This window comes from Mesorhizobium sp. M0496, assembly GCF_040321205.1.
Taxonomy (GTDB): Bacteria; Pseudomonadota; Alphaproteobacteria; order Rhizobiales; family Rhizobiaceae; genus Mesorhizobium.
On the sequence record NZ_JAMYRC010000008.1, the window covers coordinates 158,057 to 183,226 of the forward strand.

The following is a 25,170-nucleotide window of genomic DNA, read 5'->3' on the forward strand; positions in this document are numbered from 1 at the left end:
CATCGCGAAAAACCGAGAGCATTAATGACAGTCGCGCTCGAACGCCCAGTAATCGCCGCCGCGAAACAAGCCCGACAACGACGCTTCTCCATCAGTGCCGTCACGCCCTACCTACAGTCAGCACCGCTGGCCATCATCCTCGGCGCATTCCTGCTCCTGCCCATCATCATGATCGTCGTCGTGTCCTTCTGGGATTACGACTTCGCCGCCATGTATCCGGATTTCCTGACCACCAACTATTCCGATGTTCTGGGCTCGTGGGTTACCTGGAAGACCTATCTCAACACCATCAAATTCGCCGCCATCGTCTGGGCGCTGACCTTGTTCATCGGCTTCTGGGTCGCCTATTTCCTCGCCTTCCACATCCGCACCACGGCCATGCAGATGGTGCTGTTCCTGGTCTGCACCGTGCCTTTCCTGACCTCCAACATCATCCGCATGATCTCGTGGATTCCGGTGCTCGGCCGCAACGGGCTGATCAACTCGACGCTGGTGCATCTGGGCCTGGTGCCGAAGCCGATCGAATGGCTGCTCTATTCGGAATTCGCGGTCGTACTCGCCATGGTGCATCTCTACACGCTGTTCATGGTGACGCCGATCTTCAACACGCTGATGCGCATTGACCGCTCGCTGGTCGAGGCCGCGCGCGACGCCGGCGCCTCCGGTTGGCAGGTGCTGTGGAACGTCATCATTCCGCTGGCCAAGCCGGGCATGGCGATCGGCACCATCTTCGTCGTCACGCTCGTCATGGCCGACTTCTCCACCGTGCAGGTGATGTCGGGCGGCCAGAGCGCTTCCGTTGCGCTGATGATGAAGAACCAGATGTCGCTGCTGCAGTATCCGGCCGCCGCCGCCAATGCGGTGGTGCTGCTCGTGCTGGTGCTTTTGATGGTCGCCGGCATCCTGCGCATCGTCGACATCCGCAAGGAGCTCTGACGTGAGCCACGAAAAACGCACTGTCGGTTTCTACGTGCTGGCGGTCTTCTTCACGCTGTTCGTGCTGTTCCTCTACGGCCCGCTGTCGGCGGTCCTGATCCTCTCCTTCCAGGGCGAGACCGGCGGCCTCACCTTCCCGCTCAACGGCGTGTCGCTGCACTGGTTCGCCAATCTGTTCGAGCGCCAGGCAGTCGGCGATTTCGGCGGCAGCTTCAAGCGCTCGCTCGCGCTGGGCGTCATGGTGATGATCGTCACCGTCGTGGTGTCACTGCTTGCCGGCCTCGCCTTCCGCCAGAAATTTCGCGGCGCCACCGCGCTGTTCTACCTGGCTGTCGCCAGCCTCGTCGTGCCCTCTATCATCATTTCACTGGGCATCGGCGTAGTCTTCCAGCAGATCGGCTTTCGTCCGGCCTGGTACACGTCCGCCTTTGGCGCGCATCTGACCTGGACCTTGCCGTTCGGCGTGCTGATCATGTTTGCCGTCTTCAACCGCTTCTCGCCGGCCTACGAGGAAGCCGCACGCGACCTCGGCGCCACCTCCTGGCAGACCTTCGCCCATGTCGTGCTGCCGATGATCGCGCCGAGCCTGATCGGCGTCGGCCTGTTCGGCTTCACGCTGTCCTACGACGAGTTCGCGCGCACGCTGATGACCTCAGGCACCTTCAACACGCTGCCGCTAGAGATCTACGGCATGACCACCAATGTCACGACGCCTGTCCTCTATGCGCTGGGCACGGTGACCACGGTGTTCTCGTTCCTGGTGATCCTGGCAACGTTGGGCGCCATCCTCTATGTCGGCCGCCGCCGAGCGAGAGCGTGACCGTGCAGATACTGGTGGTGAACCCAAACACGACGGCGAGCATGACCGAGACGATCGCGGCCGCCGCACGCGCCGTCGCCGGCGCCTGGACGGAAGTGGTTGCCGTCACCTCGTCCATGGGACCGGTATCGATCGAAGGCTATTATGACGAGGCCCTGGCCGTGCCGGGCCTGCTGATGGAGATCGCCGCCGGCGAGCGTAGCGGCGCGCAGGCGGCCATCATCGCCTGTTTCGACGACACCGGCCTTGATGCAGCACGCGCCATGGCCGGTATCCCCGTCATCGGCATTTGCGAGGCGGCGCTTTCCATCGCTGCTTTCATTGCCCAGCGCTTCACCGTGGTGACAACCACCGAACGCTCGCTTGTACCTGTCGAGGGGCTGGTGCATCGCTACGGCATGGCGGGACGCGTCCGCGTGCGCGCTGCGGACATCCCCGTGCTCGCCCTGGAGGACCCGGCATCCGGCGCGGTCGGAAAACTGCGCGACGAAATCGCCCGAGCCATCGAGGAGGATCGCGCCGAGGCCATCGTGCTCGGCTGCGCTGGTATGGCCGACCTTGCACACCGGCTGCAAGCAGAGTTCCAACTGCCGGTCATCGACGGCGTCGGCGCAGCACTTAAGCAGGCCGAGGCGCTGATCTCGCTCGGCCTGTCGACATCGAAGCGCGGTGCCTACGCAAGCCCACTGGCCAAGCACTATCGTGGCATGCTGAAATCCTTCTCGCCCGAAGCAGTCGCCGCGGAGTGAGCACAATGAAGCCGATCATCCGCACGCTGTCTCTGCAGGAGTTGACGGTTCTTATCGACTGGGCCGCTGCGGAAGGCTGGAATCCTGGCCTTGAAGACGCGGCAATGTTCCAGGCTGCGGACGCCGAAGGCTTCATCGGCGCGTTTGCCGGCAAGCAAATGGTCGCGGCGGTCTCGGCAGTGGCCTATGGAAGCGAGTTCGGCTTCATCGGCCTCTACATCTGCCGGCCGGACATGCGCGGCAAAGGCTACGGCAAGGCGGTGTGGAACGCCGGCATGAAAAGGCTTGCAGGCAGGACCGTTGGCCTCGACGGCGTCGCCGAGCAGCAGGCGAATTACCGGCGCAAGGGCTTCAGCCCGGCCTACGAGACCATCCGCTACACCGGCCACATGGCAGGCCCGGCGGTAAGGGCCGATGGGTTGCGCATGATAACAACGCAACTCGTGCCCGACATCATCGCCTATGACTCACATTGTTTTCCAGCACCCCGGCGGGCCTTCCTGCAGCGCTGGCTGCAGACGCCGCATCACGGGCTGGCGGCGATCAGTTCACGCGGCACCCGCGGCTACGCCGTGGCGCGGCAGTGCCGCTCCGGCTTCAAGATCGGCCCGCTGTTTGCCGACGACGTGGAAATCGCTCTGCAATTGCTGGACGGACTGGCGGCTGCCTGCAAGGGCGGCGACCTCAGCATCGACGTTCCAGCCACCAAACTGGAGTTCATTGCGGCGCTTGAGGCGGCCGGCTTTGCGCCGACCTTCACCACCACGCGCATGTACAAGGGCCCGCCCCCGAAGCTTGGGCTGCAGCGGTTGTTCGGCATAACGACCCTGGAACTGGGATAGAAATCAGACGGACCTCCGTACAGGTCCGCGCCAAGCGATCTACGGCTCTCTCAGGCGGCGGCAGTGCGCCGTCCCGGCACCGGATTGCCGGGCGGTTCGTGGCCGAGCGGCGTCACCAGCGTCAGGTCGGGATAGCCGCTTTCGATCAACTTGACCGCGGCCTGTGTTACTTCGTCGTCCGGCTCCAGCATGGAGAGAAAGACCTCGGTGGCATCGCCGGTCAGCCGGCTGATGCCTTGCGCGTCGGCCGGTCCGCATTCGACCACGACCAGATCATAGGCTGTTGTCAGCGACTGCATGATGATCGGCAGCCGGTCGGCGGCGCGCATGGCACGGACCGGATCGGCGGTGCCGACGGGGATAACGTGACAGTCCGAGTAGAGATCGGCGTGGATGACGTCGCTGAACTGCGCTTCCGAAGCGAGCAGGTTGGTGATGCCGGAGAAAAGGCCGCTGTCCAGCATCGGCCGCGAGGCCGCTCCCGAAGCAGTGAGGTCCAGCAACAGGACGCGCAGGCCGGCGTCGGCGACCTCGCGTGCCACCAGGACCGCGGATGCGGCTGCGTCGTCGCCCTCCGGCGAGACGAATATGGCGCGCGCCGCACCGCCGGCGATCAACTTCTCGGCAGCCTTCTCGATGTCGATCTCGCCCAGGCTCGGACGCGCCGGTTCGGGCGCGACAGCCGTCTGCTCGGCTGCCGCTGCCTCGGCCATTGCGACCATATCAGGCGCCTCGGCCCTATGGGGCATCGCGGCCGTGTAGGGCTCGGCCTCCGCTTCAGCCGAACGTTCCGCCATCTCCTGATGAGCGAAGGGATCCTGGAGAATGGCAGGCTCCCGGCGGACAGCCGGCTTCGCGACAAAATCAGGGGCCTGCGCCACATCAGGCATCGCGACCTCATCGATCCGCTCGAAGCGGGAACCAGTGGCCGGCCGCATCGCACGGCCGGAAAACAGCTCCCGCAGAAGCGTCACGATGGCCATGATCAGCAGCGAAGCGGCAAATGCGGCGCCAACGATCGGCCCGACCTTCGGGAAATAGGCCTCGGAGGGAACCGAAGCCTTCGAGGCGATCCGGGCGTCGACCGGCAGATAATTGCGATCCTGGCGCGAAGCCGCTTCGCGGTAATTGGTCAGATAGAGTTCGAGCTGCTGCCGTTTGGCAGTGGCGTCGCGCTGCAGCGCGTCGAGATCGACCTGCTGCTCACCGGCCTGCGCCGACGCAGCCTTCAACGTGTTGACGTCGGCAACAAGCTGGTTCTCGCGGGCCTTTGCCGTCTCGGCCTGCATCAACAGGCCTTTCATGATCTTCTGGGCCTCGCTGCGGATCTGCGCGTCGAGATCGGTCAGTTGCGATTTCAGCGCTCGAATACGCGGATGATTGCCAAGCAATGTCGTCGACAGATCGGCGATGTTGGAGCGCAATTCGACTTGTCGCTCGCGCAAGCGCTGGATCAGGTCCGATGACAAAACCTCCGGCACGGCATCCAGCGAACCGCCATTCTGCAGCGCCCTGCGCACACCGTCAGCTGTCGCCTCCGCGGCGGCGCGGCTAGCGCGCACCTTCGACAGTTCGCTGGACAGTTCCGAGAGCTGCTGGGTGGCCAGCACCGAATTGTTGCCACCCATCAGAAGATCGGAGTGTGAGCGGTAGGCGGCGACCTTGGCCTCGGCATCCTTGACCTGCTTCGACAGGTCGGCGATCTCCGGCGCCAGAAAGTCGGCGGCGGCGTTGTTCGATTCGAGCTTGGCCGCCCCTTGCCCCGCTATATAGGCGGCAGCAATGGCGTCTGGTATGGCGGCCGCGAGCTTGGGATCTTCCGATGAGAACTCAATGGCAATGATGCGGGTCTTCTCGACACCATAGACGTTGAGCTTCTCGTGCATTTTCTTGAGCACGCGCTCTTCCGCCGGAATCTCCATCGGATCGCTTTTCAAGCCGACGAGGACCAAAGCGCGGCTCAACGGCGACATGTCGAGCGCGTCGTCGAACTCCGGCAGTTTTTCCAGACCAAGCTTTTGCGCGACCTGCTTGAGGATTTCGTTGGAGGAAATTATCTGGACCTGAGTGGCGACGCCTTGTTCGTCGAGAATAGGCTTGTCGGTATCATTGTTATTGCTGGCCGGCCGCGTATAAACGGATTCACGCGGAGCGATCTCCACCTGCGTCTCAGCCTTGTAGTGTCGCGTTGCCAGCGAGGCAAAGGCGAAAGCCGTGCCGGTCACCAACAGCGCGACGAGGAGAATGCGCAGCCAATTCCTCGCCAGGCTGGCGAAGAGCTGCCTGAGATCGACGTCGACATCTGCGGCCGCGGACTGAACGGACATGCATCCCTACTCCGATACTGGGTCAGGACACACCGTAAACAACTATGGTAACTCAGCCGTTAAGATCGCGGTAAGTTTCCATTAGGGTTTACTGGCGAGCGATAAACAAAACCGTCAAAAATCGTAAAACTCTTGCCGATGCGCCATGTGTCGGCCGCTCCCTTTACCGGCCATTAACCCTAACAGGATGATAACGGACCTCGATCCCTAGAGTTGCTGCGACGTTGTAGCGACCAGTCGAAGGTACCTGTCCGGTCATGAAAAGCACTGCTTCCCTGTTTCGCGCGCTGCTTGCCGTATCGATGCTCGCCGGCTGTTCCAGCTATCGGCCGACGCCGGCAGCCTTCCATGAGGTGCTCGACCAGCCCTATCGTCTTGGCGCCGGCGATCGCGTCCGCGTCACCGTGTTCGAGCAGGACGGGCTGACCAACACCTACAGCGTCGACCAATCCGGCTACCTCTCCTTCCCGCTTGTCGGCGCCATACCGGCACGCGGCCACACCGCACAGCAGATGGAAAAGCAAATCGCCGACAAATTGCGGCAAGGCTATCTGCGCGATCCCGACGTTTCGGTCGAGATCGACCGCTACCGGCCGATCTTCGTCATGGGCGAAGTGGGTGCCGCCGGCCAATATTCCTATGTCCCCGGCCTGACGGTGCAGAAGGCAATCGCCATTGCCGGCGGTTTCACGCCGCGCGCCAACCAGGAAAGCGTCGACATCACCCGCGACATCAACGGCAAGGTAATGACCGGCCGCGTGGTCACCTCCGACCCGCTGCTGCCCGGCGATACCGTCTACGTCCGCGAACGCCTGTTCTGACAGACACCACGTGGCGGACACACTCAGGATCGTCCACTGCTTTCGCTCACCCGTCGGAGGAATTTTCCGGCATGTGCGCGACCTGACCGAGGCGCAGGTCGCCGCCGGGCATTCCGTCGGTATCGTTTGCGATTCGACGACGGGCGGCGAGTTCGAGGAACGTCTGTTCGAGCAGATGAAGGACATGCTGGCGCTCGGCATCCACCGCACGCCGATGCAGCGTCATGTCGGGCCGGGCGATCTTGCCTCGGCCAAGCGCACTTACAGGATCATCAAGGAATTGCGGCCGGACGTGTTGCACGGGCACGGCGCCAAGGGTGGCGCCTATGCCCGTCTGTTCGGCTCATTGTTGCGGGTATCAAGGTCTCGCGTAGCCCGCCTTTATTCGCCGCATGGTGGCTCTCTCCACTATGACGAGAACACGACCACCGGAAAGCTGTTCTTCGCGCTCGAGCGCTTCATGGCCCGCTTCACCGACTATCTGCTGTTTGTCTCCGACTATGAACGGCAAACCTATCGCAGGAAGGTCGGCGAACCGCCCATTCCCAACACCCTGGTCTATAACGGCCTGCGCGCCACCGAATTCGAGCCGGTGATCGCCGAGCCCGACGCAGCCGATCTGCTCTATATCGGCATGATGCGCGACCTGAAGGGTCCGGACATCTTTATCGATGCACTGGCGCTGGCCGGCTCCCAGTTCGGCCGCGCGCTGACGGCGGTGATGGTCGGCGACGGCGACGACCTGCCGCGTTACCACGCTCAAGTGAAACGCCTCGGGCTTGAGCGCCATGTTCGCTTCCTGCCGCCGATGCCGGCCAGGGAGGCGTTTGCGCTGGCGGCGCTCGTCATCGTTCCCTCGCGCGCCGAAGCCATGCCCTATATCGTCCTGGAAACGCTAGCCGCGGGAAAGCAGATGATCGCCACCGCCGTAGGCGGCATTCCGGAGATCTTCGGCACCGGTTCCCCTGCCCTGATCCGGCCCAACCCGGTCGAGCTTGCCGACAAGATGAGCCAGGCGCTGGCCGACCCCGCTGCCTATAGCGACCTGATGCCCGATGGCGCCAACCTCAAAGCGCGCTTCGGCGCCGATGTGATGGCCGCCGACATCGAGAAGGCCTACTTCGCCGCGCTCGACAAATAGGGCGCAGGGCCAAGCCGTTTCAAAGCCACTAGTTGTTTCAAGGGTTTCTTAGCTCTCTTTTGCTATTCACCGTAGGGAAGCTTGCGGAAAGCCCCATGAACGAGATCGACCCCGCGCGCCGCTTTTCACCGGAGGCGGTGCGTAAATTCGACGGCCCGGCCGATGGCGACACGCCAAGCGGCATGAACGATGTCGCCCGCCAGGTCGCCACGCAGTACCGGCGCGATACAATGTCGCCGATCATGGTCAGCGGCGTCCTGCGCATGGTCGAATTCGGCTTGCTGTTGCTGTCCGGGCTCGCCGTCTATTTCCACTATGTCGGGTTCTTCAACTATCTCGCCTGGCAATATCCGCTGACGATCGCCGCCGCGTCGTTTCTTGCCGTGGTGCTGCTCGACGTCACCGACTGCTACCAGATCGTCGCCCTGATGCGGCCCATCGCCAATTTCGGCCGCGTGCTGCTGGCCTGGGCTGGTGCCTTCGCGCTGATGGCGTTGACCGCGTTCGTCATGAAGATGTCGCAAGACTATTCGCGCCTTCTGTTCGGCAGCTGGTTCGTCATCGGTTTCGTTCTCATCTTCGGCCTCAGGCTGGTGATGTCGAAGCTGATCCGGCGCTGGGCGCGCGACGGCCGCATGGAGCGGCGCGCTGTCATCGTCGGCGGCGGCAAGGCGGCGGAAATCCTGATCCGCTCGGTCGAAAAGCAGCCTTACAACGACATCCGCATCTGCGGCATCTTCGACGATCGCGGCGACAAGCGCTCGCCGCCCATCGTCGCCGGCTATCCGAAACTCGGCACCATTTCGGAACTGATCGAGTTCGCCCGCATCGCCCGCATCGACATGCTGATCGTGTCGCTACCGCTGACCGCCGAATCGCGCGTGTTGCAGTTGCTGAAGAAGCTGTGGGTGCTGCCGGTCGACATCCGGCTGTCGGCGCATTCCAACGCGCTGCAATTTCGCCCGCGCGCCTATTCCTACATCGGCTCGGTGCCGATGCTCGACATCTTCGACAAGCCGATCAACGACTGGGATTCGGTCGCCAAGCGCGCCTTCGATATCATCTTCAGCCTCATCGGCATCGTCGTGTTCTCGCCGGTGATGCTGGCGACAGCCATCGCCATCAAGCTCGACAGCAAGGGCCCGGTGCTGTTTCACCAGAAGCGGCACGGTTTCAACAACGAAATCATCGAGGTCTACAAGTTCCGTTCGATGTATACGGACAAGGCCGACCCAACCGCCAAGCAGACGGTGACCAAGAACGACCCGCGTGTCACCCGCGTCGGCCGCTTCATCCGCAAGACCTCGATCGACGAGCTGCCGCAGTTCTTCAACTCGCTGCTGGGTTCGCTGTCGCTGGTCGGCCCGCGCCCGCATGCCATCGCCGCGCAGTCGCACAACCTGCTCTACAACGAAGTGGTCGACGGCTATTTCGCGCGCCACAAGGTGAAGCCCGGCGTCACCGGCTGGGCGCAGATCAATGGCTGGCGCGGCGAGATGGACACCAACGAGAAGATCCGCATGCGGACGGAATACGACCTCTATTACATCGAGAACTGGTCGCTGCTGTTCGACCTGCGGATCCTGTTCCTGACGCCGATCAGGCTGCTCAACACGGAAAACGCCTATTGAGCGCGATCAGCCATGATGTGCCGCGCGCGGCGGTCAACGCCAAGCTGATCGCGTTGATTTCCTCATGCGCGGTTTTCCTCGGCATATTCCTGTCCGGCTTCGTCATCAGCGAACCGGCGCCTTACGAACTCTACATGGCGGGGCTGATCGCCATCTGGGCTCTCTTCGGCCTCAGGGTGTCGCGTGCCGCAATGCCGCTCCTGGTGCTGCTGGTGACGATGAACATCGGCGGCATGATGGCGATGACGCAGATGTCGGATCTCGCCAACACGCCGCTCTATCTCGCCGTCTCGCTGTTTCTGGCCTTCACCGCGGTGTTCTTCGCCTCGGTGACCGCGGTGCAACCGAGCCTCTACAGGCTGATCTTCGTCGCCTATGTTGTGTCGGCGGTGATAACCTCGCTGCTCGGCATAGCCGGCTATTTCCACGCCTTTCCGGGCGCCGAGATGTTCACCAAATACGACCGCGCCGCCGGCGCCTTCCAGGACCCGAACGTGTTCGGCCCGTTCCTGGTGCTGCCCGGCATCTATCTGCTTTACCTGCTCCTGACCGGACCTGTCTCGCGCATGCCGCTGCTGGCGATGCCGCTGCTGATCATCACGGCCGGTATCTTCTTTTCCTTCTCGCGCGGCGCCTGGGGCATGTTCGCCGTCTCGGCTGTCCTGCTCACCGGCTGCCTGTTCCTGCAGAGCGCCAGCGGCATGTTCCGGCTGCGCGTGGTGGTGATGACGATCGCCGCGCTGGCGCTGCTGGTCGTCGCCATGATCGTCATCCTGCAGCTGCCCGGCGTGTCGGAGATGTTTTCCAACCGCGCCCATCTCGAGCAGAGCTACGACACCGCCCGCCTGGGACGCTTCGCCCGCTATGCGATCGGCTTCCAGATGGCGATGGAGCATCCATTCGGCATCGGCCCGCTGGTCTTCGGCACGATTTTTGGCGAAGACACCCACGACATCTGGCTGAAGATGCTGATGGACTATGGCTGGCTCGGCTTCGTGTCGTTCCTCACGCTCGTCGCCTGGACGATAGCAGCCGGCTTCCGCATCCTGCTGCGCGACCGGCCGTGGCAGCCCTATCTATTGTGCGCCTATGTCGCCTTCATCGGCAATATCGGGCTCGGCACCTTCATCGACATCGACCACTGGCGCCACGTCTACCTGCTGCTCGGCCTGATCTGGGGCGCCATCGCGCTGGAATATAGGCACCAGCGGCTGTTGCGGCCTGCCTTGCACCGCTCATCCGCACCCTCGTCTTGATGTCCTCGCAACCGAGGAGCTGCTGGATGACCTTCAGGTTGCTCTTACGCAGCACGTGAGTGGCGGCGGTAGGCTAGGTATCGCGGAAGTGAAGTTCTTCACGCTGGCCTTCGGCACGGCGCGCCGCATTGCGATCTTCAGTCCTGCCTCTGTCAGAAGGTAGCGGTCTGCCCTGATCAGCCGATCGAAGTCGTTTCGCCACAGGTGTTCTTCCGGATGCCGCTTGTCCGCTCGCCTCTGGCAACGTGGTCTATCCAGGTGCTTCTTCAAACGCTATTCACTTGCCGGACGGACCACTAAACGGGGGCATGCATGTCGAAGTTAACCGAATGGCTACGGGAGAGAGGTCTCCTCTGGGCAAAACCCGTGCCTCCGTGTGTAAAGCTGGGGCGATACACGCATGACCTTCCTAGCAAGTCTTTCCTCTTCCCCTCTGACGAATCGCCGGTGACCATAGGCGCATTTTGTGCCTTCGCGCGGGAAGTTATATTCATCTGCCAGGCCAATCATCCAACAGAGACCGCGTCAAACTTCGGTTTGCAGGACCAGATCCTCGGAACCAAGACGTCGATGGAGTATCTTCGGACTAAAGGTCCGATTGTCATCGGGAACGACGTCTGGGTGGGGGCGCGGGCGACAATCATGTCGGGCGTCACTATTGGCGATGGCGCCGTTGTTGCGGCATGCAGCGTGGTCACGAAGGATGTGCCACCCTACGCGATAGTAGCCGGCAACCCGGCGCGGGTTATCAAATATCGTTTCTCCGAGGACACTATCGCGGCCATGCTGAAAATTCGTTGGTGGGACTGGCCCATCGAGCGCATCAAACATGAAAAGGCCGCCTTCGATTTACCCGCCGAGCAGTTCGTTCTCCGTTTCCGCTAACGGCCAGCAGGCTATGTGCATTACAGCGCGGAGACACTAGCATTAACTCCCAACGCTACCGTCCGGCACATTGTCGGAGCGGATTTGCTCCGCTGAGTTATCCACAGAACGACTCACGAACACCCTTGGGACTTTCCGTGGGGAAAAATGTGCCGTTGCCTGCGTTTCGCTGCTCTTCGGTTCCGTTATGTTCTTAGCATGCCTTTTTGCTCTTGCGCCGGAACCCTTGAGAATATAGGGCTTTCCGCGGTCCGGAGTGTAGCGCAGCCCGGTAGCGCACTTGACTGGGGGTCAAGGGGTCGTCGGTTCGAATCCGGCCACTCCGACCATTTCAAAGCAGGACTTGCCCCCGAAGTCCGCCTCTCCAGATACCCGGCCAGATCTCGGATCGGGGCAAAATCTCAGAATGCGTCCTCTACCGTCCTGCTTGAACTCGGGATCGGGTCCTGAGCCTACCCTTGGCAGACATCGACCCACTCAGCGTCGGTGATCTCAACCAAGCGCTGTGGCGCGATCCGCACCGCGGCGTTGGTGGCGCCAGCCGCGGGCACGACCTCATCGAAATCGCGCAGCGACTTGTCGCAATAGACCGGCAGCGGCGCCGGCAGGCCGAACGGGCAGACACCGCCGACCGGGTGGCTGGTCGCCTCGACCACCTCCGCGGCGTCGAGCATTCGCGGCTTGCCGCCGAACTGGTCCTTGAACTTGCGGTTGTCCAGCCGGGCGATACCGCTGGTCACCACCAGCATGGTGCGGTCGCCGACGCGCAGGCAGATCGTCTTGGCGATCTGTGCCGGCAGAACGCCATGCGCCTCAGCCGCCAGCGCCACCGTCGCCGAGCTCGCTTCCGTGACGATGACGTCGATGTCGGGTGCGTGAGCGGCGAAGAAGGCATGAACGGATTCCAGGCTCATCGTCAAACCCATGATTCAAACTTGATGGACGGCAAATATTTCAGCAGATTCTGGCCGCCGCGCGTATAAACACGCGCGACACACAAATCGGCAAGCCCCAGGCCGAGGCAGAGAGGCTGCGGCACCACTAAAGACAAACCCGCCAAGGGTGTCTTGGCGGGTTGTCGGGCATGCCTGGTGCGGATTTATGCGAGGGATCGACCTTGCGCCGCCGGCGTCGGCCCAGCCGGGGTGATCAGGGCCTCCTGGGGAAGTCGAAGCGCGGACACAATACGACGCACTTTCGACGGGTCCGTTATCCGGCCGTTCTCGATATCCTCAATCTCGTCGACCGCCAGACCGCATGTCAACGAAAGCTTTTCCAGACTGTAGCCGCGGGTCTCCCGCATCGCTCTGAGGGTGCTGTAATCAGGCCCGCTTCCGTTGGCTGCCGGTTCGGAGGGGGCTTCGTTTTTTGCATTATGGGGCATTGGCAACTCCATGACTGAAAGAGTTTGATCAAATGTGGAGTGTTGCCTGAGACGATCGGGAAGATGCCCGCTCGCCGGCGATTTGCCAAGTGCCAATCTGACCGTCACGGGATCGTGAACCACAGGCGCGTGCGGCCGTCTCGCACACATCGGCCGCATCAAGTTCTTTTGAACACCCGAGCACCTTTTTGCCCGGTGGTTTCGGCCCACCTGTTCGTTGTTCTGATGTGCTGGCGTGAAACCATCCGGTTCCAGCCAGCCGGTTCACGGAAGGATCTCTGCGATGAACTTGAAGACACTCATGCTCGTGCTCGGCACGATTTTCAGCCTTTCCATTGCCACTGTGGGCGGCGCTCAGGCGGCCGACACGCTGCGCGTGCGCGGCACCGTGGTCAGCTTCGAGCCCACGTTGCTCACCGTGAAAACCCGTCGGGGTGACACCGATGCGATCAAGCTTAATGCCGACTGGAAGATATCAGGCGTCGCCAGCGCATCCGTGAAGGACATCAAGCAGGGCGATTTCCTCGGCATCGCCTCGGTCTCGAAGTCGGATGGCGGCAGTGGCGCCTTGGAGGTGGTGGTCTTCCCGGCCGCCTTGAAAGGCACTGGCGAGGGTGATCGTCCCTAGGACCTGCAGCCAAACAGCCGGATGACCAACGGCACCGTCGCCGACGTCACCGACATAAGCGGTCGAGCCGTCACGCTGACCTATGACAATGGGCAGACGAAGAAGATTTCGATCCCCGACACCACGCCTGTCGTGACCTTCGCGCCCGCCACACCGACCGACCTCAAGCCGGGCGCTACGGTCTTCGTGACCGCCCAGCGCGAGGCGGACGGTAAGTTGAGCACCAGCCGCGTCGTGGTGGGAAACAATGGCGTGGTCCCGCCGATGTAGGCAAACAGCCGGAAAGGCGCGGCGTTTCGGCCCTGGCGATGATGATGGCGACTGCCCGGATTCCGCAGAAACAGTCCCGAAACAAAATTCTACAATCGGGAAATACTGACGAAAAAATTCAGGAGCGTAATCCCATTCGCGGCGATCGGATCACCGACCCGATGACCTGCTAAAAAGGAAACGATCCATGAAGAAGTCCCTCCTCTCGGCCCTCGGGCTTGCAGTTGTACTTGCTTTCACGGTGCCGGTGATCGGCGCGACGAGCACGGATGCGGCCCCGATGGCAAGACATCATCGTCACCATCATCGCCATTACCACCCCATTCATCACCGCCATCATCACCATCACCACCACGTGAAGAATATCTAGGCATAGCGAACTGCCAACAAGAAGACCGGCCTTGGCTTCTTGTTCAAGGCTGGTCTCCTTTTGGTACTGCGGTGAGGCTCGACACAATCGGGGTGCGCCAAGTTCGTCGAATGACAGCGTCAGGATTCGACGCAACCGACGAAAGCTTTTTCCTCAGCGCCGGCTGAACAGCAGACTGACAACGAGACCGAGCACCACGAGGCCGACCGCGGCGGCCGCCGCCGGATGGTCGCGGGCCGACTTCTCGATCACCCTGCCCTGTCTGCGGATTGCCGGCATGGCATCGCGCAGACGCTCGGCAAGGTCGGAATAGGTGTCGAGCGCGGCATCGCGACTGTCTTCGTAGTAGGCGCCGCCTCGCCTGGCCACGGCCCTCTTCAAGCTGGCCAATTCCTTGGTAAGAGCCGCGACCTGCCTGTCGAGATCGGTATCCGAGAGGGTCGAAAATGCCATGATGCGTTTCCTTCATTTGCAGAAGGAAGCGTAACGCCTCACCGGAAGACGGGTTCCGGTTTTCGAAATATCGATGTCGCTTCGGTCAGCGCACCTGGTCGAGCAGACGCTTGCATTCCAGGAGATCGAACAGCGCCTCTTGCAACAGCGCGCGATTGTCGCGCGAGAGTTTCGACGCGTCCGGCTGCACCGGACCGTCCTCGTCGCCCTTGCCCAGACCGAAAAAGCGGCGGCTGGGTTTGACGCGCGGCTGGCCAACCAGTTCGTCGTCCATGCCGCGCGGCTGGGCCGCGGGCGTCAACGGCACTTGATCGGCCTGCTTTCGTTGCGAGATCGCCTCGACGGCGGCCATGTCGCCACTGCCGATGGCGACCAGGAAATGATTGCCGTTCTCGCGCAACAGCTTCTGCACGCCCTTGATGGTGTAACCCTGGTCGTAGAGCATGTGGCGGATGCCCTTGATCAGTTCGACATCCTGCGGCCGGTAGTAACGACGACCGCCGCCGCGCTTCATCGGCTTGATCTGGGTGAAACGCGTTTCCCAGAAACGCAGCACATGCTGCGGCAGATCGAGATCTTCGGCGACCTCGCTGATGGTACGAAAGGCGTCGGGGCTCTTGTCCATGGGCGAATCCTCACGCTGGACGATGATCCGGCTTACCCTGCCGAATCGGGTCTTATTTCAGCGGTTTATGAAGCAATATTCAAGCCCGGCGTCATGGCGGCGGCGGTTTTCAACCACGCATTGTGGCTACTTGCCGCTTTTGGCCTTGCCGCTTTGGTGGGAGCGCAAGATACGGCTCTTCAGCACGTTCGACGACTTGAAGGTCATCACCCGGCGCGGCAGGATCGGCACTTCTTCGCCGGTCTTGGGATTGCGGCCGATACGCTCATTCTTGGAGCGGACGTGGAATGTCGCGAAGGACGACAGCTTCACCGTCTCGCCACGAACGATCGCTTCGCAGATTTCGTCCAGCACCGCTTCGACGAGTTCGGCCGATTCAGTGCGCGACAGGCCGACCTTCCGGTAAACTGCCTCGGCAAGGTCGGCGCGCGTAAGTGTCTTTCCCCCCATCCGACCGTCCCATCAGTTCAAAACACAAAATTCGGCACAACAACGGCAGAGCCTAAGTAATTGATCCGGCAAGGTCAAGGACCGAAACCGGACCGTTTGGCACTTACCAGCGAACCAGGACTGCACCCCAGGTGAAGCCGCCACCCATGGCTTCCAGAAGCACGAGATCGCCCTTCTTGATGCGGCCGTCGGCGACGGCCACCGAAAGCGCCAACGGCACGGAAGCAGCCGAGGTGTTACCGTGCAAATCGACCGTAACCACCACCTTTTGTTCGGCTATCCCGAGCTTCTTGGCGGAAGCGTCAATAATTCGTTTATTGGCCTGGTGCGGCACGAACCAGTCGAGATCATCGGCTGATATACCGGCCTGTGAGAACGTCGCCTCGATGACGTCGGTGATCATACCCACCGCATGCTTGAAGACTTCGCGGCCCTCCATCCTGAGGTGGCCGACGGTGCCCGTGGTCGACGGCCCGCCGTCGACGAAAAGCTTGTCCTTGTGCGCCCCGTCGGAGCGCAGGCTGGCCGCCAGAACGCCATTGTCGGCAATCGTGCCCACGCCCTCGCCTGCTTCCAGGATCAAGGCACCGGCGCCGTCGCCGAACAGCACGCAGGTCGAGCGGTCGCTCCAGTCGAGGATGCGCGAGAATGTTTCCGAGCCGATGACCAGGACCCGCTTGGCCAGGCCGCCGCGGATGTAGAGGTCGGCGGTGGCAACGGCGTAGACGAAGCCAGAGCAGACCGCCTGCAGGTCGAAGGCAAAACCGTGATGCATGCCGAGCCGGTTCTGGATCTCGACGGCGGTGGCCGGGAATGTGTTGTTGGGCGTCGAGGTCGCCAGTACGATCAGATCGAGGTCGGCGGGCGTGAGACCCGCATTGGCAAGCGCAGCGCGCGCCGCCGCCTCCCCCAGCGAAGCCGTCGTCTCGTCATCACCAGCAATATGGCGCTGGCGAATGCCGGTGCGCTGAGCGATCCACTCGTCGGACGTCTCGACCATGCCTTCGAAATCGGCATTCTTCATGATTCGGCGGGGCAGCGCGGCGCCCATGCCGCGCACGACTGATCTGATCAAAGTTCTTTCCTATTCCTTTGCGTCGGTAACGACGTCGGATTTCCTGTTTGCCTGGGCATGCGGGTTGCGCGCATGGAACAGGTCGAGGTCGGCCTCGATGCGGTCGAGCAGATTGTTGCGCACCATATCATAGCCAAGCTCGATCGCCGCGGCGAAGCCGTCCGAATCAGCACCACCATGGCTTTTCACCACGATGCCGTTCAGTCCCAGGAAGACACCGCCATTGGAGCGACCGACATCCATCTTTTCGCGCAGGCGATCGAAGGCGCCCTTGGCGAAGATATAGCCGATCCTGGCCATCAGCGTCCGGCTCATAGCGGCGCGCAGATAGCCACCAATCTGGCGCACCGTGCCTTCCGCCGTCTTCAGCGCGATGTTGCCGGCAAAGCCTTCGGTGACGACGACGTCGACCACCCCCTTGCCGATGTCGTCGCCTTCGACGAAACCGTGATAGTTCATCGAGGCCATGTTGGCTTCGCGCAGCATGCGCCCGGCTTCCTTGACCTCTTCCTGGCCCTTGATCTCCTCAACCCCGACATTGAGCAGCCCGACGCTGGGCCGGGCGACGCCGAAGACCGAGCGCGCCATGCCGGTGCCGAGAATGGCAAAGTCGATCAGCTGGTGCGCATCGGCGCCGATGGTGGCACCGACGTCCAGCACTACGCTTTCGCCGCGCAATGTCGGCCACAGGGCGGCGATCGCCGGGCGCTCGATGGTTGCCATGGTGCGCAGGCAGAATTTCGACATCGCCATCAGCGCGCCGGTGTTGCCGGCGGAAATGCAGGCGTCCGCAGCGCCGGTCTTGACCGCTTCGACGGCCTTCCACATCGACGACTTCCAGCGGCCGTGGCGCAGCGCCTGGCTCGGCTTGTCGTCCATTCTGACCGCGATTTCGCAATGGAAGAACTCGCTGACCTCGGCGAGCTTCGGAAACTTGGCGAGTTCCGGGCGCACAACCTCCTCACGCCCGTAGATGACGAAGCGGATGTCGGGACGGCGGGTCGCGACCGTCATGAGCGCCGGAATGACCACGGCTGGCCCGTGATCGCCGCCCATGGCATCGATGGAAATCCTGATCACTCGGTATTTATCTCACTGTTAGGCGGCAGGTCGCTTTAGCGACCGCGAAGGTTCGGCGAAAATAACGGTTTTGGGCTGCCGCACAACCGACTTTTCCGTCGCGGGCGAGGTTCTCAGGATTTTCCCAGCAAGGATCGCAGTTTTTGCTGAAATTCATTCTCCGCCGGTTCGGCCTCGCTGCCGGCATTCAGCGAGGCACCCTGCTTGCGCGGATAAGGGTCGATAGCCAGTCCGAAGTACTGTTCGGCAAGTGCCCCGACATCGATCGTGTCACCGGAAAATGTTTCGGGACTGTCAGGGCCTTCCGCGTCGAGCAGGATTTCGCCGCCGCCATCGAAACCCTGCCGTCCAAGCTTGGAGTCCTCGGGCAGCAACAGCGCTTCGACCGGCTCGTCGATATGCGCTTCGACAGGCTCGAGCGTGACGATGCAGGCCTGGGTGATGTCGGCTTCGACGCGACCGCTGATCTTTACGCCATTGCGCTTCCATGACGCCACCAGGAGTTCGGCGCGATAGGATTCGACAGAAATCAGCCCGTGCTCCTCGGCCAGCGCCGCGCGCTGTGCGGCATCGGCCTCGATAACCACCGGCAGACCCTTCTGCGGCAGGCGAGTGATGTTTGCGCGGAATGATACCGGGCTTTGCGGGTCAACGTGCTTCATTGTTCAACCTCCCTTGGCGATGGGAAACGCCAGCGTGCCGGCGACAATCGATTCGGATGGTTGCGCGGCCAACTGACTGCAAGCGTCGGTGACATACGCGGCCAGCAGCGATGCTTCCGGCCAGGCGCCGGCGTCGGGCCGGACATTGCGGGCAAGGGCCGCGGTGAGCCCGTCGCGGTCATTTCTTTCCAGGGCATCGTCATAGGCGGCGGTTCGGCCATAAAACATCTTTGCCAGCTTCTTCATGCGTTTGGGTACGCCGACATCGCCAACGCCCAATTCCCGCAGCGAATGGTCGACGTCGAGGAAGAATTCGTCGATCAGCACCTGAGCAACCTCTCGCGCCACACCGTCCTCACCACGCAACCGGTGCTGGAACAGGAACATGTGCAGCGACAGCATCTCGAAACGGCCAAGCGGCGTGTCCGGCACATTCCAATGGGAATAAAACACCGTCTGCCGCGCCGCCGCCACGATTTGTGCGTAAAGCGCCTCGGTGATAGCGCGGTTGGCGTGGCGTTCGCGGCCAAAAATGCGCTGGAACATTGGGGATGGTCTCCTGGGGACCGTTTGTTGAAGTGGCCTTGTTGCATCGGCAAGCAAGCTGGTTTACCGGTTTCGCGGCCCAGCGCAAGTTGCGGCCAGCTAATGGAGTTGTTGTTGCGCGCGCTGAATTTCAAGTCGACCTTCTCTTCCAGGCCCGCCAGCGCGATCTCGCTGCTGGTTATCATTTCGGCGCTATCCGCCTGCCACACCAACAAGATGATCGGTGACCTCAGCCCGAGCGAGACGCTGACGCAGGGGTATGTCATCGACCAGCAGGCAATCGATTCGGTGCCTGTCGGCTCCAGCCGCGAGCAGGTGCTGCTGGCGCTCGGCACGCCATCGACGACGGCGACCTTCGACAATGAGGCGTTCTACTACATTTCGCAGACGCGCAAACGCTACGTCGCCTTCGACAAGCCGAGGCTCATCGACCAGAAGGTGCTGGCGGTCTATTTCGGTGCCGACGGTCGCGTCACCCAGATCGCCAATTACGGCTTGAAGGACGGCAAGATGTTCGACTTCGTCTCGCGCACCACACCGACCGGCGGCAAGGACCAGAACTTCCTCAGCCAGATCATCAACGGCGCCAGCAAGCTGGCCCCCGGCATTCCCGGCGGCGGCACTCCCTGATCTCAGACCGCCTTCCCCTCGAGGAGGGCAGCACCATCTCAGGCGACCAAAAACCCGCGGGAGCGATCCTGCGGGTTTTTGTTGTGGCCACGCCCAAGGCGATGCCATGGTGCGCTTGCCAGTCATTGGGGTGGCCGACAGCCGAAACGCTGGCCAGGCTTGGACGCTTGCGCTACCGCAAACGTGGCTAGGGCCGGCAAGAGAGAAGCGCTCAAGGATCGACGTCGCTATCGTTCAACAAAAAACCCGCGGGATCGCTCCCGCGGGTTTTGTTTCGAGCAATGCTCCCCGATCAGCCGTGCGCGAGCACGGCCAGCAGCAGGAGAGCCACGATGTTGGTGATCTTGATCGCCGGGTTGACGGCCGGACCAGCGGTGTCCTTGTAGGGATCGCCGACCGTGTCGCCGGTCACCGAGGCCTTGTGCGCTTCGGAACCCTTGCGGTGCTTGACGCCGTCCTTGTCGACAAAGCCGTCTTCGAAGGACTTCTTGGCGTTGTCCCAGGCGCCACCGCCCGAGGTCATCGAGATGGCGACGAACAGGCCGTTGACGATGACGCCGAGCAGCGAAGCGCCCAGCGCCGCAAAGGCGGACGCCTTCGAGCCCGAGATCAACAGCACGCCGAAATAGACGACGAGCGGCGCCAGCACCGGCAGCAGCGACGGGATGATCATCTCGCGGATTGCCGCCTTGGTCAGAAGGTCGACCGCGCGGGCGTAGTTCGGCTTGGAGGTGCCGGCCATGATGCCCGGATCCTCGCGGAACTGCTTGCGCACCTCCTCGACGATGGCGCCCGCCGCACGGCCGACGGCCGTCATGGCGATGCCGCCGAAGAGATAGGGGATCAGGCCGCCGAAGATCAGGCCGGCGACGACGTAGGGGTTGGAGAGATCGAAGGAGATCTCACCCATGCCTTGGAAGTAGGGATATTTGTCGCCATTGGCGGCAAAGAACTTCAGGTCGTTAGAGTAGGCGGCAAACAACACCAGTGCGCCGAGGCCGGCCGAACCGATGGCGTAGCCCTTGGTCACCGCCTTGGTGGTGTTGCCGACCGCGTCGAGCGCGTCGGTGGAGTGGCGCACTTCCTTGGGCAGGCCGGCCATTTCGGCAATGCCGCCGGCATTGTCGGTGACCGGGCCGAAGGCGTCGAGCGCAACGATCATGCCGGCAAGGCCGAGCATCGTCGTGACGGCGATCGCCGTGCCGAAGAGGCCGGCGAGCTGATAGGTCGAGATGATGCCGCCGACGATGACGATCGCCGGAAGTGCCGTCGATTCCAGCGAGACCGCAAGGCCCTGGATGACGTTGGTGCCGTGACCAGTGACCGACGCCTGGGCGATGGAGTTCACCGGGCGCTTGTTGGTGCCGGTGTAATACTCGGTGATCACGACGATGAGACCGGTCACCACGAGGCCGATCAGGCCGCAGATGAACAGGTTCTTGCCGGTGATGACCATGCCGGCGACCGTGCCGACCTCACCCCAGCCCAACGTGACCGAAGTCGCGACGCCGAGGCCAACGATGGACAACAGGCCGGTGACGATCAGGCCCTTGTAGAGCGCGCCCATGATCGAGCCGTTCGAGCCGAGCTTGACGAAGAAGGTGCCGACGATCGAGGTCAGGATGCAGGCGCCGCAGATGGCGAGCGGATAGAGCATCGCCGCACCGAGAACGGCGGTGCCGCCGAAGAAGATGGCGGCGAGAACCATGGTGGCGACGACCGTCACCGCATAGGTTTCGAACAGGTCGGCGGCCATGCCGGCGCAGTCGCCGACATTGTCGCCGACATTGTCGGCGATGGTGGCCGGGTTGCGCGGATCATCTTCCGGAATACCGGCTTCGACCTTGCCGACGAGATCGCCGCCGACATCGGCGCCCTTGGTGAAGATGCCACCGCCGAGACGGGCGAAGATCGAGATCAGCGATGCGCCAAAGCCGAGCGAGACCAGCGAGTCGATGACGATGCGGTCATTGGGCTGAAGGCCCAAGAATTGGGTGAGGACAAGGTAGTAGATCGACACGCCGAGCAAGGCCAGGCCAGCAACCAGCATGCCGGTGATAGCGCCCGACTTGAACGCGATGTCGAGGCCGGCGGCGAGGCTGTTTGATGCGGCCTGCGCCGTGCGAACGTTGGCGCGAACGGAGACATGCATGCCGATGAAGCCGGCGGCACCCGAAAGCACGGCACCGATCAGGAAGCCGACCGCGGCGGTGATGGACAGCAACCACCAGGCGAGCACGAGGACGACGACGCCAACGATGGCGATGGTGGTGTACTGACGCGCCAGATAGGCTTGTGCGCCCTCGCGGATGGCCGCGGAGATTTCCTGCATGCGTGCATTGCCCTGATCGGCCGCAAGGACCGAACGTGTCGCCCAGATGGCGTAAAGGATTGAAAGCAGGCCGCAGGCGATGACGGCGGAAATAATTGTCATTGCCGGATTTTCCTCGATTGATGGCCCAAAAGAACCCCTCCCTGGGCCGTTGAGACAAAGACCGGATTCCGTGCACGGAATCCGCCTCTTCGCAGCGGTGTATGCGAAACAGGGCTGCGAACGTCAAGATATTGTTCGGTTTTTGCCCGGCTTTCGCCCAAATGGTTTGGGCCAAGCGATGACCTGCCGTCAGCACCCTCCTATTAGATCGATTGAAATTGGCCCTGACGCGGGACGCGGCTACTCTGCCTCCCGGCCCATGCGTCGTGCCGTGTAGCGCTCGATCGCCGACAGGCCGTCATAGATCAGCACGGCAAGGGCCGCCACGATCAGGCCGCCCTGCAGGATGAAGGCGAGGTTATTGGACAACAGCCCGGCGATGATCACTTCGCCGAGCGTCCTGGCGGCCACCGTCGAGCCGATGGTGGCGGTGGCAAGGCTGATCACCACCGACAGCCTGATGCCGCCGAGAATGATCGGAGCGCTGAGCGGCAGTTCGACCTTGGTGAGCCTTTGCCAACCGGTCATGCCGGCACCGCGCGCCGCCTCGACCACATTGGCCGGCAGCGTCGTCAGGCCGGTCAGCGCATTCTCGAAAATCGGCAGCAGGCCGTAGAGAAACAGGGCGATCAGCGTCGGCTTCTCACCGAAGCCGACCGCCGGCACGGCGAGTGCCAGCACCGCCACCGGTGGAAAGGTCTGGCCGATGTTGACCAGGCTGCGCGACAACGGCAGGAATTCGGCGCCGGCCGGCCTTGTGACCAGAATGGCAAGCGCCACAGCGACGATGGTCGCGGCCACGGTGGCGATCAGGACAGTGCGCAAATGCAGCAATGTCAGCGTCAGCAGGCTGCCCTGGTTGTAGATCACCGGCGCATTGTTCTCTGTCAGCGGCTTCAGCAGCGGCTCGAACCAGCCGGGATTGGTGACGAAGGCAACGAGCAGCACTACCAAGGCAAGCCTGAGCAGCGATGGAAGCCAGGCCTTCATGCCGGCCTCGCCGCGCGTTTCACCAGACCGTCGACCGTGACGCGGCCAAGCGGCTTGCCGTCGGCGCCTGTGACCGGCAGCGCCGGCCGGCCCGACCACAACAATTCAGCCAGCGCATCGCGCTGGCTGGCGTCGCTGGGGATCGCTTCGCCTTCGGCGGTGCCCTTCTCAACGGCATCGCGCACGCGGCCGAGGGACAGCAGCCGGAACGGCCGCTCGCTGGCGCCGACCAGGGTCTCGACAAAGGCGCTTGCCGGCCTCGCCAGGATCTCGGCGGGCTTGGCGTATTGCACAAGCTTGCCGGCATCCATGACCGCGATCTTGTCGCCCATGTGCACGGCCTCTTCCATGTCGTGGGTGACGAGGATGATGGTGGTGCCGAAGCGCTTCTGGATCGCCAGCAGATCCTCCTGCGCCTTGGTGCGGATGATCGGGTCGAGCGCGCCGAACGGCTCGTCCATTAACAGCACGTTGGGCTCGGCGGCTAGCGCGCGGGCAACGCCGACGCGCTGTTGCTGGCCGCCGGACAGTTCGTGCGGGTAGCGCGGCCCGAAGGATTCGGGATCGAGCTGATAGAGTGTCATCAGTTCGTCGACGCGGGCCTTGATGCGGGCCTTGTCCCAGCCGAGCAGCACCGGCACGGTGGCGATATTCTGCGCCACCGTGCGATGCGGAAACAGGCCGTGGCCCTGGATGGCGTAGCCGATGCTGCGGCGCAGTTCGTAGCCAGGCAGCGAACGATTGTCGGCGCCGTCGAGCTTGATGATGCCCGACGTCGGTTCGACCAGCCGGTTGATCATGCGCAGCAGCGTCGTCTTGCCGGAACCGGAGGTGCCGACGATGACGGCGATGGTGCGTGGCTCGATGACCATCGAAACGTCATCGACCACCGTTGTCGTGTCATAGCGCTTGGTAATGCCTTCGATCTCGATCATGCCGTTTCAACCCTGCGCTTGGTGGCAGTCATTTCGATCACCGCGTCGAGGATGATGGCGGCGGCGAAGGCGAGAGCGACCGTCGGCACGGCGCCGAGCAACACAAGGTCCATCGCCGTCTGGCCGACGCCCTGGAAGACGAACACGCCAAAACCACCGCCGCCGATAAGCGCGGCAATGGTGGCGAGGCCGATGTTCTGCACCAGAACGATGCGGATGCCGGTGAGGATGACAGGAAAGGCCAGCGGAAACTCGACGCCGAACAGGCGCTGTCGGTCGGTCATGCCCATGCCGCGCGCCGCGTCGTTGGCGGCCCGCGGCACGCCAGCGAGACCGACCACGGTGTTGGCCACAACCGGCAGCAACGAATAGAGGAACAGCGCGACGAACGCGGGCGCCGTGCCGATGCCGCGAATGCCGAGCGCGGCAGCTCCCGGCACATGCGTGGCAACCCAGCCGAGCGGCGCGATCAGCAGGCCGAACAGCGCGATCGAGGGAATGGTCTGGATGATGTTGAGCACATTGAGTACGCCGTCGCGCAGCTTTTCGACGCGATGGCAGAGAATGCCGAGCGGCAGGCCGACGACCGCCGCGGCAGCCAGCGAACCGAGCGCCAGCGTCACGTGCTTGGAGCCTTCGGCCCAGAAACTGTCGGCACGGTTGGCGTATTCCTTGAGGATCGACAGATTGTCCCAGCTTCCCGAAATCAACAGCAGCCCGATCGCCAAAGCCGCGACCGCGAGCACGCCAACCCGTGCCAATGGCGACAGGTTCAGCCGTGTCAGCACATCGGCGAGCAAAAGCGTGAAAGCAAAGATGAGGATCCAGAAACCGGAGGCCGGCGAAATTCTCGCAAAGGTATTGCCCGCCGGGGTGAGAAAAGTACCGGCGACGCCGATCAGCAGAGCGAGCGCGGCAAGCGCCACCACGCTGGCGGCAAGGCGCAGCACAAGCGGTGTCTTGAACAGCGCGACAAGTGCCGAGGCGACGATGATGGCAAGCAGCAGCGCCCCGGTCGTCGGCGGCAGTGCCTCGAGAATCGAGCGCGCCTGGCCGGGGACGATGCGGTTGGCGCGGAACGTGGCAAAGGGCGCGGCAAAAGCCGCGTAGGCTGATATCGCGGCAATGACCACGCCGAGCTTGTCGAAGCGCGGGTTCATGACTGCCCCTCTTGAAGAGCGATTGGCGAAAACCGACGCGACATCCGATCTCCCCCCTGGCGGGGGAGAT

Annotated in this window: 24 protein-coding genes, 1 tRNA gene and 1 pseudogene; 12 read left to right on the forward strand and 14 right to left on the reverse strand. The window is 62.7% G+C overall.

The genetic code is table 11. The features are described 5' to 3' along the window. The first annotated feature begins 24 nt into the window (after window positions 1-24). From NKI73_RS10785 to NKI73_RS10800, 4 genes are read left to right on the forward strand one after another with little or no spacing between them, the layout of a single operon-like run. Complete coding sequence (locus NKI73_RS10785) at window positions 25-936, forward strand: ABC transporter permease (RefSeq protein ID WP_352629320.1); 912 nt, start codon at window positions 25-27, stop codon at window positions 934-936. A gap of 1 nt (window position 937) precedes the next feature. After that, on the forward strand, window positions 938-1,756 hold the full coding sequence (locus NKI73_RS10790; protein WP_352629322.1) for an ABC transporter permease: 819 nt from the start codon (window positions 938-940) through the stop codon (window positions 1,754-1,756). Window positions 1,757-1,758: 2 nt separating this feature from the next. Next, window positions 1,759-2,505, forward strand: coding sequence for an aspartate/glutamate racemase family protein (locus tag NKI73_RS10795; RefSeq protein ID WP_352629360.1), 747 nt, complete (start codon window positions 1,759-1,761; stop codon window positions 2,503-2,505). A gap of 5 nt (window positions 2,506-2,510) precedes the next feature. Then, complete coding sequence (locus NKI73_RS10800) at window positions 2,511-3,347, forward strand: GNAT family N-acetyltransferase (RefSeq protein WP_352629324.1); 837 nt, start codon at window positions 2,511-2,513, stop codon at window positions 3,345-3,347. Between the two features lie 50 nt (window positions 3,348-3,397). Here NKI73_RS10800 and NKI73_RS10805 read toward each other — a convergent pair whose 3' ends face one another. Next, window positions 3,398-5,674 carry a GumC family protein gene (locus tag NKI73_RS10805; protein ID WP_352629327.1) on the reverse strand — a complete coding sequence of 759 codons (2,277 nt, stop codon included), beginning with the start codon at window positions 5,672-5,674 and terminating at the stop codon, window positions 3,398-3,400. 257 nt (window positions 5,675-5,931) lie between these two features. Between NKI73_RS10805 and NKI73_RS10810 the strand changes: the two genes are divergently transcribed. The 6 genes from NKI73_RS10810 (at window position 5,932) to NKI73_RS10835 (ending at window position 11,737) form a co-directional block, all read left to right on the forward strand. Beyond that, window positions 5,932-6,495, forward strand: a complete 564-nt coding sequence (locus tag NKI73_RS10810) for a polysaccharide biosynthesis/export family protein (protein ID WP_352629329.1) — start codon at window positions 5,932-5,934, stop codon at window positions 6,493-6,495. A gap of 10 nt (window positions 6,496-6,505) precedes the next feature. Continuing rightward, a complete protein-coding gene (locus NKI73_RS10815; RefSeq protein ID WP_352629330.1) occupies window positions 6,506-7,636 on the forward strand; it encodes a glycosyltransferase family 4 protein in 1,131 nt (376 codons plus the stop codon). 95 nt (window positions 7,637-7,731) lie between these two features. Then, window positions 7,732-9,267 (forward strand): undecaprenyl-phosphate glucose phosphotransferase, encoded by a 1,536-nt coding sequence (locus tag NKI73_RS10820; RefSeq protein ID WP_352629331.1) that lies wholly within the window; start codon window positions 7,732-7,734, stop codon window positions 9,265-9,267. Then, window positions 9,264-10,523, forward strand: coding sequence for an O-antigen ligase family protein (locus tag NKI73_RS10825; RefSeq protein ID WP_352629333.1), 1,260 nt, complete (start codon window positions 9,264-9,266; stop codon window positions 10,521-10,523). Before NKI73_RS10820 ends, NKI73_RS10825 begins: the two co-directional genes overlap by 4 nt. A gap of 447 nt (window positions 10,524-10,970) precedes the next feature. Next, a complete protein-coding gene (locus NKI73_RS10830) occupies window positions 10,971-11,408 on the forward strand; it encodes a CatB-related O-acetyltransferase (RefSeq protein ID WP_352629335.1) in 438 nt (145 codons plus the stop codon). Window positions 11,409-11,660: 252 nt separating this feature from the next. Then, window positions 11,661-11,737: transfer RNA gene (locus tag NKI73_RS10835), tRNA-Pro, on the forward strand. Window positions 11,738-11,860: 123 nt separating this feature from the next. Here NKI73_RS10835 and NKI73_RS10840 read toward each other — a convergent pair. Together NKI73_RS10840 and NKI73_RS10845 are read right to left on the reverse strand one after the other, a co-directional pair. After that, on the reverse strand, window positions 11,861-12,322 hold the full coding sequence (locus tag NKI73_RS10840; RefSeq protein WP_352629337.1) for a YbaK/EbsC family protein: 462 nt from the start codon (window positions 12,320-12,322) through the stop codon (window positions 11,861-11,863). A 185-nt stretch (window positions 12,323-12,507) separates the two neighbouring features. After that, complete coding sequence (locus NKI73_RS10845) at window positions 12,508-12,792, reverse strand: helix-turn-helix domain-containing protein (protein ID WP_352629339.1); 285 nt, start codon at window positions 12,790-12,792, stop codon at window positions 12,508-12,510. A gap of 283 nt (window positions 12,793-13,075) precedes the next feature. Here NKI73_RS10845 and NKI73_RS10850 point away from each other — a divergent pair. Further along, a pseudogene (locus NKI73_RS10850) lies at window positions 13,076-13,690 on the forward strand (hypothetical protein). A gap of 523 nt (window positions 13,691-14,213) precedes the next feature. Here the strand turns inward: NKI73_RS10850 and NKI73_RS10855 are convergent. From NKI73_RS10855 to NKI73_RS10885, 7 genes are all read right to left on the reverse strand, one after another. Next, a complete protein-coding gene (locus tag NKI73_RS10855) occupies window positions 14,214-14,513 on the reverse strand; it encodes a hypothetical protein (protein ID WP_352629340.1) in 300 nt (99 codons plus the stop codon). Between the two features lie 85 nt (window positions 14,514-14,598). Then, window positions 14,599-15,138 carry a MerR family transcriptional regulator gene (locus NKI73_RS10860; protein WP_352629341.1) on the reverse strand — a complete coding sequence of 180 codons (540 nt, stop codon included), beginning with the start codon at window positions 15,136-15,138 and terminating at the stop codon, window positions 14,599-14,601. 126 nt (window positions 15,139-15,264) lie between these two features. Continuing rightward, window positions 15,265-15,588: an integration host factor subunit alpha gene (locus NKI73_RS10865; protein ID WP_013532231.1), complete on the reverse strand. Its 324-nt coding sequence runs from the start codon at window positions 15,586-15,588 to the stop codon at window positions 15,265-15,267. A 103-nt stretch (window positions 15,589-15,691) separates the two neighbouring features. Continuing rightward, entirely contained in the window at window positions 15,692-16,663 is a 972-nt protein-coding gene (locus NKI73_RS10870) for a beta-ketoacyl-ACP synthase III (RefSeq protein ID WP_352629342.1), read from the reverse strand. 9 nt (window positions 16,664-16,672) lie between these two features. After that, the gene (gene plsX / locus NKI73_RS10875; RefSeq protein WP_352629345.1) at window positions 16,673-17,743 is read right to left on the reverse strand and encodes a phosphate acyltransferase PlsX; all 1,071 of its coding nucleotides are present in this window, start codon (window positions 17,741-17,743) and stop codon (window positions 16,673-16,675) included. 113 nt (window positions 17,744-17,856) lie between these two features. Beyond that, the gene (locus NKI73_RS10880; protein ID WP_352629346.1) at window positions 17,857-18,405 is read right to left on the reverse strand and encodes a YceD family protein; all 549 of its coding nucleotides are present in this window, start codon (window positions 18,403-18,405) and stop codon (window positions 17,857-17,859) included. A 3-nt stretch (window positions 18,406-18,408) separates the two neighbouring features. After that, entirely contained in the window at window positions 18,409-18,951 is a 543-nt protein-coding gene (locus NKI73_RS10885) for a ubiquinol-cytochrome C chaperone family protein (protein WP_352629348.1), read from the reverse strand. A gap of 114 nt (window positions 18,952-19,065) precedes the next feature. Here NKI73_RS10885 and NKI73_RS10890 point away from each other — a divergent pair, with 114 nt between their 5' ends. Then, window positions 19,066-19,581, forward strand: a complete 516-nt coding sequence (locus NKI73_RS10890) for an outer membrane protein assembly factor BamE (protein WP_352629349.1) — start codon at window positions 19,066-19,068, stop codon at window positions 19,579-19,581. Window positions 19,582-19,873: 292 nt separating this feature from the next. On the opposite strand, the gene NKI73_RS10895 is transcribed toward NKI73_RS10890, so the two are convergent. The 4 genes from NKI73_RS10895 to NKI73_RS10910 form a co-directional block, all read right to left on the reverse strand. Continuing rightward, window positions 19,874-22,015 (reverse strand): sodium-translocating pyrophosphatase, encoded by a 2,142-nt coding sequence (locus NKI73_RS10895; RefSeq protein ID WP_352629351.1) that lies wholly within the window; start codon window positions 22,013-22,015, stop codon window positions 19,874-19,876. 240 nt (window positions 22,016-22,255) lie between these two features. Further along, entirely contained in the window at window positions 22,256-23,005 is a 750-nt protein-coding gene (locus NKI73_RS10900) for an ABC transporter permease (RefSeq protein WP_352629353.1), read from the reverse strand. Beyond that, the gene (locus tag NKI73_RS10905; RefSeq protein WP_352629356.1) at window positions 23,002-23,940 is read right to left on the reverse strand and encodes an ABC transporter ATP-binding protein; all 939 of its coding nucleotides are present in this window, start codon (window positions 23,938-23,940) and stop codon (window positions 23,002-23,004) included. The genes NKI73_RS10900 and NKI73_RS10905 overlap by 4 nt, the downstream gene beginning before the upstream one ends. Continuing rightward, window positions 23,937-25,100, reverse strand: a complete 1,164-nt coding sequence (locus NKI73_RS10910; protein WP_352629362.1) for an ABC transporter permease — start codon at window positions 25,098-25,100, stop codon at window positions 23,937-23,939. Before NKI73_RS10910 ends, NKI73_RS10905 begins: the two co-directional genes overlap by 4 nt. Window positions 25,101-25,170 lie beyond the last annotated feature (70 nt).